This window comes from Streptomyces sp. NPDC001732, from assembly GCF_053596315.1.
The window spans coordinates 1-8101 of record NZ_JBSFFY010000125.1; the positions used below are offsets into that span (position 1 = coordinate 1).

The window sequence follows — 8101 nt, forward strand, 5'->3', positions numbered from 1 at the left end:
AGCTGCTCCGCCTCCGGAGCCTGGTAATACGCCGACAGGGCCTGGAACCGGGTGTGGACCGAGGAGCCGGTCTCCCGGATGTTCCCGGCGTCCTTGGTCAGGGACGCGTGGTCCTTCTCCAGCTGGCCCAGGTCACCGGTGTACTGCGGAATCGCCTCGGGCTTGATCATCGCGTCTGCACCCCGGGCTTCTTCGCCTTCAGCACGTCCCGGACACCTTGTGCTTTCGGACCACGCCCAGTAACCACGACACCCCCGTGAAACAGCTGGCCGCACCGGCCGGACAAACCTTGGTCAGGAAGAGGCAGAGACAGGGAAGGGAACGGCCGTCGACAACGGCCGAGGAGCCCCGCCGTCGTCAGCGGGCGCCGAAGCGCGCGGCGTCGAAGTTCGCGCTCGACATCTGCTGCCGCGCGTTGTCGCCCTGCTCCTGGTCACCCGAACCGAACGCGGACTCCATCCCGGACTGACCGCCCAGGAGAGCCGCCAATGAACCGTTCAGCGCCGCCGTGATCTCGTCCGACCGGTTCTTGAACGAGTCGAACGCGACCCGCCCCGAACCGTGGAACTTCCCCTCCAGCGGGGCCGCCGCCTGAAGCAGCTGACGGATCAGCGTCCCCAGATCGTCACTCGATCCGCGAGACTTCGACGACAGAGTCGTCAGAACCTGCGCCCCCATGTCGAACTTCATGTCGGCCCCCCTGCCAAGCTGTGTGAACACATGTGTCGTCATGCCTATCAACTCGGTGTGGCCGGTGCAATCAAAAACGGGATCGGGGCCGGAGGTGTGACGAAGCAGACCGGCCCCACCGGAAGTTGAATCGCTGTCAGTCGCGAGGAGGACGCGGAGCGGATTGTCCGTACCGTCCGCGAGATCACCCGCCACGGACAACAACCGGGCCGCGGGCGGACGACATCCCTACGCCGTGCTCACAGGTTCCTGACAAGTGCGGACCAGGGTGGGACGCGTCCGTCCGCGACGCGTGGAACAGTGCGATCCGGTCGCGGCCGGGCACGATCATCCGAGGCGACCCGAGAGGCAGGACCGCACATGGCGGTGGGGAAACACAGGGGCAGGGTCTTCGGCGGCCGGACCCGTACGGAGGCTCTCGTCGCGGGCGTCGCCGCGGCCGCGCTCATGGTGCTGGTCCCCGCCCTGGCCGCGGGCGGCGAACCCGCGCCCGCGGCGGACCCCGCTCCGGCGAAGGGGCCGTTCCCGGTGGGGCGGGCGGTCTACGACCTGGGCGACCGGGCCTTCACCCCCGGAGCGCCGTACGAGGGGAGGAACGAGATCGCCGGGGTGGTGCACTACCCCGTCGCACCGGGCTTTGAGGGGCCGGTGCGGGGCAGGCATCCACTGATCGTCATGCAGCACGGGCAGTGGGCCACTTGCGCGGACCGCGGCGCGCAGAACGCGCTGGTGAAGGCGGAGAAGGCACTGGCCCTGGCCGAGAAGGCGGGCGACGAGGCCCGGATGGCGGCACAGCAGAAGATCATCGACAGGATGAGCGACCGGCTGTGGGCCTGGCCGTGCGGGGCGGGAATCCCGGCGCTGCCGAGCAGTTCCGGCTACGACTACCTGGCCGAACGCCTGGCCCGGCAGGGCTTCGTGGTGGTCTCCATGGGGGCCAACGGAATCAACTCGACCAGCGCCGGCCAGGCGGACTCGGTGTACCGGGCGCGGGCCGCCCTCATCAACGAGCACCTGGACCTGTGGCGCCGGCTCGACGCGGGCAAGGGCCCCCTGAAGGGCGGGATCGAGGACCCGGGTACCGGCCGGTCCCTCGGCGCCGCCTTCGCCGGGCGACTGGACATGCGCAACGTCGGCACCCTCGGCCACTCCATGGGCGGCGGAGGCGTGATGCAGCAGGTCTCCGACGCGCGGCACGGCGACTGGCCCGCCGGGGTGCGGATCGGGGCGGCGCTCGGCCTCGCGCCCACCGCCACGTGGGAGAACGAACCGGTCACCGAGGTCCCGCTGGCCGTCCTGTGGGGCACCTGCGACCAGGTCAACACCGGTGAGTACGTGAAGTGGAACAAGGGCGCGAACAAGGGGCCCCTGCACGGCATCACCCTCACCGGCGGCAATCACAACTACTTCAACACCCAGTGGTCCCCCGGCAGCGGCCAGGTGGGTGGTGCGAACGACGCGATCCCCGGCGAGCGGCCCGGACGGTGCGTCTCGCAGGACGGCAGGAACCAGCAGCACCCGGGCCTCGACGAGGCCGTCCAGCGCCGGATCACCACGGGCTACACCGTCGCCTTCTTCCGCCGGTACCTCCTGGGCGACACCTCGCAGCAGGCTCTCCTCACCGGCCGGAAGAAGCTGCCCGGAGTGCCGGGCGCGGTGAAGGTGGAGTACGTGAAGCCGCACCGGAACACGTGACGCGCGGGGCCGGGCCCCGCCCGGCCCCGCGCGTCAGCCCCAGCCGCTCCGGCCGCCGTCCTCCTCGGCGAGTTCCTTGATGCCCCGGAGGGTGGCCCCCATCCCGGCGCGCAGCTCCTTCACCCGGAACTCGACGATCTCCTCCTCCCGGTCCGGGTGGCTCTCGACGGCCGCGGTGAGCCCGCTGCGGCCCGGTCCGATCCTGACCGTCTGCCGCAGCAGGGTGCCGGTGCCCTCGGCCTCGAGCTCGTAGCACCAGGAGGCCATGCGCCGCGCCGGGTCCAGCGTGGCCTCGCCGTACCGGCCGTCCGGGTCCGTGACGGCCCAGGCGAACACCCGTGGTTCGTCCACCTCGATCACATGGGAGACGGTCCGCCACTCGCCGACCATCGGGTGGCGGTTGAAACCTTCGAAGCGCGCGCCCACCACGGGCCGGTCCGCTCCGTCGAGCCAGGCGACGCTCTGCAGCTCCGGGCTGAGCCGGGCCGGCAGGCCGATGTCCGACACCAGCTCCCAGACGCGTGCCGCGGTCGCCCCGATGCGGACGGTGACGTCCACGGTCGGCCCATCCGAGTACTTCAAGATTCCCCCTCTTGTCGGATGCGTTGATCATTCCGGCTCCCATCGGCATGCACAACAGCTCTCCGCCGTAGCCGCCGCGGCCCTCCCCGGCCCGCCGTGGAACGCACGGGCCCCGAGGCCGGAAATGCGTTGTCAGTGGGAACCGGTACCGTCGGGACATGTCCAACATGGCCGTCCTCGAAGGTGTGCTGGAGCGCATCACGTACGCCAACGAGGAGAACGGATACACCGTCGCCCGTGTCGACACCGGCCGGGGCGCGGGTGATCTGCTGACCGTGGTCGGCTCGCTCCTGGGCGCCCAGGTCGGCGAGTCGCTGCGGATGGAGGGGCGCTGGAGCTCGCACTCGCAGTACGGCAAGCAGTTCACGGTGGAGAACTACACGACCGTGCTGCCCGCCACCGTCCAGGGCATCCGCCGCTACCTCGGCTCCGGCCTGATCAAGGGCATCGGTCCGGTCATGGCGGACCGGATCACCACCCACTTCGGGGTCGACACCCTCGACGTCATCGAGCAGGAGCCGAAGCGGCTGATCGAGGTTCCCGGCCTCGGACCCAAGCGGACGAAGATGATCGCCGCCGCCTGGGAGGAACAGAAGGCGATCAAGGAAGTGATGGTCTTCCTCCAGGGGGTCGGGGTCTCCACCTCCATCGCCGTGCGCATCTACAAGAAGTACGAGGACGCGTCGATCTCCGTCGTGAAGAACCAGCCCTACCGGCTGGCCGCCGACGTCTGGGGCATCGGCTTCCTCACCGCAGACAAGATCGCCCAGGCCGTCGGCATCCCGCACGACAGCCCGGAGAGGGTCAAGGCCGGTCTCCAGTACGCGCTGTCGCAGTCCACCGACCAGGGACACTGCTTCCTCCCCGAGGAGCGGCTGATCGCGGACGGGGTGAAGCTGCTCCAGGTCGACACGGGCCTGGTCATCGACTGCCTCGCCGAACTGGCCGAGGACCCGGAGGGCGTCGTACGGGAGAAGGTGCCCTCGCCCGAGGGCGGCGAGCTGGTCACCGCCGTCTATCTGGTGCCCTTCCACCGCGCCGAGATCGCCCTCGCCGCCCAGGTGCAGCGGCTGCTGCGGACCCCCGACGAGCGGCTGCCGTCCTTCGCGGACGTGGACTGGGACAAGGCGCTGGCCTGGCTCGCGAAGCGTACGGGGGCGGATCTGGCACCCGAGCAGGAGGCGGCGGTCCGGCTCGCGCTCACCCGGAAGGTCGCCGTCCTGACCGGTGGGCCCGGCTGCGGGAAGTCGTTCACCGTCCGGTCGATCGTGGAGCTGGCGCGGGCCAAGAAGGCCAAGGTGGTGCTGGCCGCGCCGACCGGGCGGGCGGCCAAGCGGCTGTCCGAGCTGACCGGCGCCGAGGCGTCCACCGTGCACCGGCTGCTCGAACTGAAACCGGGCGGCGACGCCGCGTACGACAGGGAACGCCCGCTGGACGCCGATCTGGTCGTCGTCGACGAGGCGTCGATGCTGGACCTGCTGCTCGCCAACAAGCTGCTGAAGGCGGTGGCGCCCGGCGCCCATCTGCTGCTCGTCGGGGACGTCGACCAGTTGCCGTCGGTCGGCGCGGGGGAGGTGCTGCGCGATCTGCTCGCCGACGGCAGCCCCGTCCCCGCCGTCAGGCTCACCACGATCTTCCGCCAGGCCCAGCAGTCCGGGGTCGTCACCAACGCGCACCGGATCAACTCCGGGATCCCGCCCCTCACCCAGGGCCTCAAGGACTTCTTCCTCTTCGTGGAGGACGAGACGGAGGACGCCGGGGTGCTCGCGGTGGACGTCGCGTCCCGCCGCATTCCGGCCAAGTTCGGTCTGGACGCGCGCCGGGACGTCCAGGTCCTCGCGCCGATGCACCGCGGCCCGGCCGGGGCGGGCACGCTCAACGGACTCCTCCAGCAGGCCATCACCCCGGGCCGCCCGAACCTCCCCGAGAAGCGGTTCGGCGGCCGGGTCTTCCGGGTCGGCGACAAGGTCACCCAGATCCGCAACAACTACGACAAGGGGGAGAACGGCGTCTTCAACGGCACGGTGGGCGTCGTCACCGCCCTCGACCCGGACGAACAGAAGCTGACGGTCCTCACCGACGAGGACGAGGAGATCGACTACGACTTCGACGAGCTGGACGAGCTGTCCCACGCGTACGCCATGACGATCCACCGTTCCCAGGGCAGCGAGTACCCGGCCGTCGTCATCCCCGTCACCAAGAGCGCCTGGATGATGCTTCAGCGGAACCTGCTGTACACCGCGGTGACCAGGGCCAAGAAGCTTGTCGTACTGGTCGGCTCCCGGCAGGCGATCGGACAGGCGGTCCGCACGGTTTCCGCGGGCAGACGCTGTACGGCGCTGGATTATCGGCTGTCAGGGGGCTGGGGCGGAGGATCGGCGGAAAAAATGATCGATCAAATCGGTGGGAAACATCACGGAGCCCTTCCGGAACCGGAACCGAGGGGGCAGGATGAGTAAGCTCGCGGCACTCAGTGCCGCGAGTAGGTCCAATGGACGACCCCGAGTGCACTCTCCTGAGCCAAATGGGGGAGGGTGGAGACAGTCAGGGAACCTCGAAGAAGAGGCACTACGTCGGTGAGGGATGACGTGAGCGACAACTCTGTAGTACTGCGGTACGGCGACGGCGAGTACACCTACCCGGTGATCGACAGCACCGTCGGCGACAAGGGCTTCGACATCGGGAAGCTCCGGGCCAATACCGGTCTGGTGACGCTGGACAGCGGATACGGCAACACCGCAGCCTATAAATCCGCCATCACCTACCTCGACGGTGAGCAGGGCATCCTCCGCTACCGCGGCTACCCCATCGAGCAGCTCGCCGAGCGCTCGACGTTCCTGGAGGTCGCGTACACGCTCATCAACGGTGAGCTTCCCAAGGTCGACGAGCTGTCGGCCTTCAAGAACGAGATCACCCAGCACACGCTGCTGCACGAGGACGTCAAGCGCTTCTTCGACGGCTTCCCGCGCGACGCCCACCCGATGGCCATGCTGTCCTCGGTCGTCAGCGCGCTGTCCACGTTCTACCAGGACAGCCACAACCCCTTCGACGAGGAGCAGCGCCACCTCTCGACGATCCGGCTGCTGGCCAAGCTGCCCACGATCGCGGCGTACGCGTACAAGAAGTCGATCGGCCACCCCTTCGTCTACCCGCGCAACGACCTCGGGTACGTCGAGAACTTCCTGCGCATGACCTTCTCGGTCCCCGCCCAGGAGTACGACCTGGACCCGGTCGTCGTCTCCGCGCTCGACAAGCTGCTCATCCTGCACGCGGACCACGAGCAGAACTGTTCGACCTCCACCGTGCGTCTGGTCGGCTCCTCGCAGGCGAACATGTTCGCCTCGATCTCCGCCGGCATCTCGGCGCTGTGGGGCCCGCTGCACGGTGGTGCCAACCAGTCGGTGCTGGAGATGCTCGAGGGCATCCAGGCCAACGGCGGCGATGTCGACTCCTTCATCCGCAAGGTGAAGAACAAGGAGGACGGCGTCCGGCTGATGGGCTTCGGCCACCGCGTCTACAAGTCCTTCGACCCGCGCGCCAAGATCATCAAGGCCGCGGCCCACGACGTGCTGTCCGCGCTCGGCAAGTCCGACGAGCTGCTGGACATCGCGCTGAAGCTGGAGGAGCACGCGCTCTCCGACGAGTACTTCGTCTCGCGCAACCTCTACCCGAACGTGGACTTCTACACCGGTCTCATCTACCGGGCCATGGGCTTCCCGACCGAGATGTTCACCGTGCTCTTCGCGATCGGCCGACTGCCGGGCTGGATCGCCCAGTGGCACGAGATGATCAAGGAGCCGGGTTCCCGCATCGGTCGCCCGCGCCAGATCTACACCGGTGAGGTCCTGCGCGACTTCGTCCCGGTCGAGAGCCGCTGAGCCTCGACACACCCCCCGCACGACCCCGGCCGTCACGGCCGGTCGACTTCGCCCCGCGTACCGCGCTTTCGCACAGAGCGCGGTGTCCGGGGCGATTTGCGTTCCGGGCGAGCACTCCGCCGGACAGAGAGAAGCGCCTCGCCATCGATCCCCCCACGGGCCGACAGCGAGGCGCTTCCCATGTCCCGGAGCGGATTCCCCCCACGGGATCCGGCCGGGCGTCTGTGGGAGCCGAAGCTCCTGGGTGCTCCTCGACCGCAGCGAACTGCGTTCTTCACCTGTACTGCTGTACCGCTGTGTTGCCGTACTGCTCGTGCGATCTGCCGGGGTACGTACGGGAGGGCCGCTCAAAGCTCCCCGGTGCACGTGCCCCGGCCAACGCTTGCCCGGAGCGTCCCCCAAGACACTCCGCCGGACGTCCCCCAAGACATCCTTGGCATCGCACTCTTAGACTCACGAACCCGCCGGATGGTTACCCTGAAATCCATGTGATCTGGATCTCTTTGTGGAAATTAGGTGAAGGCGCGCAACCGCAGGCTGTTCGTCACGACGAAGACCGATGAGAACGCCATCGCCGCTCCAGCAATCATAGGGTTGAGCAGGCCAAATGCCGCAAGGGGTAGGGCGGCGACGTTGTAGCCGAATGCCCAGAAAAGGTTGCTTCTGATGGTACTCAGGGTGCCTCGGGAGAGCCGGATCGCGTCGGCGGCCACCTTGAGATCTCCACGAACCAGGGTGAGGTCGCTCGCCTCGATCGCGGCGTCCGTGCCGGTGCCCATCGCCAGGCCGAGATCGGCGGTGGCGAGCGCGGCGGCGTCGTTGACGCCGTCGCCGACCATGGCGACCGAGCGGCCCTCGGCCCGGAGCTGCTCGATGACGTGCACCTTCTCCTCGGGAAGCACCTCGGCGTGGACCTCGTCGATCTCGACGGCGCGGGCCACGGCCTCGGCCACGGCGCGGCTGTCGCCGGTCAGCAGAACGGGGTGGAGGCCCAGGGCGCGGAACTCGGCGACGGCCGCCGCACTGGATTCCTTGACCGCGTCGGCCACGGTGAGAACACCGCGCGCCCGCCCGTCCCAGGCCACCACGATCGCCGTGCGCCCCCCGGCCGCCGCGTCCGCGACGGCGTCGGACAGCGTGCCGGGGAGGCCGATGCCCGCGTCGGCGAGCAGTTGTTCGCGGCCGACGAGTACGGCGTGGCCCTCGACGATGCCCTGGACGCCGAGTCCGGCGATGTTGGTGAAGTCCTCGGGGGT

6 protein-coding genes are annotated in these 8101 nt (G+C 68.9%); 3 read left to right on the forward strand and 3 right to left on the reverse strand.

Going from position 1 to position 8101, the window contains the following annotated elements; all coding sequences use genetic code 11:
- Window positions 1-357: 357 nt before the first annotated feature.
- Window positions 358-690: a hypothetical protein gene (locus ACWCXX_RS39775; protein ID WP_451136018.1), complete on the reverse strand. Its 333-nt coding sequence runs from the start codon at window positions 688-690 to the stop codon at window positions 358-360.
- 360 nt (window positions 691-1050) lie between these two features.
- Between ACWCXX_RS39775 and ACWCXX_RS39780 the strand changes: the two genes are divergently transcribed.
- On the forward strand, window positions 1051-2385 hold the full coding sequence (locus tag ACWCXX_RS39780; RefSeq protein WP_451136009.1) for an alpha/beta hydrolase family protein: 1335 nt from the start codon (window positions 1051-1053) through the stop codon (window positions 2383-2385).
- A gap of 33 nt (window positions 2386-2418) precedes the next feature.
- Here the strand turns inward: ACWCXX_RS39780 and ACWCXX_RS39785 are convergent, their stop codons facing one another.
- Complete coding sequence (locus ACWCXX_RS39785; RefSeq protein ID WP_451136011.1) at window positions 2419-2967, reverse strand: SRPBCC family protein; 549 nt, start codon at window positions 2965-2967, stop codon at window positions 2419-2421.
- 158 nt (window positions 2968-3125) lie between these two features.
- Here ACWCXX_RS39785 and recD2 point away from each other — a divergent pair, with 158 nt between their 5' ends.
- Both recD2 and ACWCXX_RS39795 read left to right on the forward strand, forming a co-directional pair.
- Window positions 3126-5426 carry an SF1B family DNA helicase RecD2 gene (recD2, locus tag ACWCXX_RS39790; protein ID WP_451136013.1) on the forward strand — a complete coding sequence of 767 codons (2301 nt, stop codon included), beginning with the start codon at window positions 3126-3128 and terminating at the stop codon, window positions 5424-5426.
- A gap of 129 nt (window positions 5427-5555) precedes the next feature.
- Window positions 5556-6845 (forward strand): citrate synthase, encoded by a 1290-nt coding sequence (locus ACWCXX_RS39795; RefSeq protein WP_283851652.1) that lies wholly within the window; start codon window positions 5556-5558, stop codon window positions 6843-6845.
- A gap of 512 nt (window positions 6846-7357) precedes the next feature.
- On the opposite strand, the gene ACWCXX_RS39800 is transcribed toward ACWCXX_RS39795, so the two are convergent.
- Window positions 7358-8101, reverse strand: a 744-nt coding sequence (locus ACWCXX_RS39800) for a heavy metal translocating P-type ATPase (RefSeq protein WP_451136016.1), incomplete at its 5' end; no start/stop codon positions are given.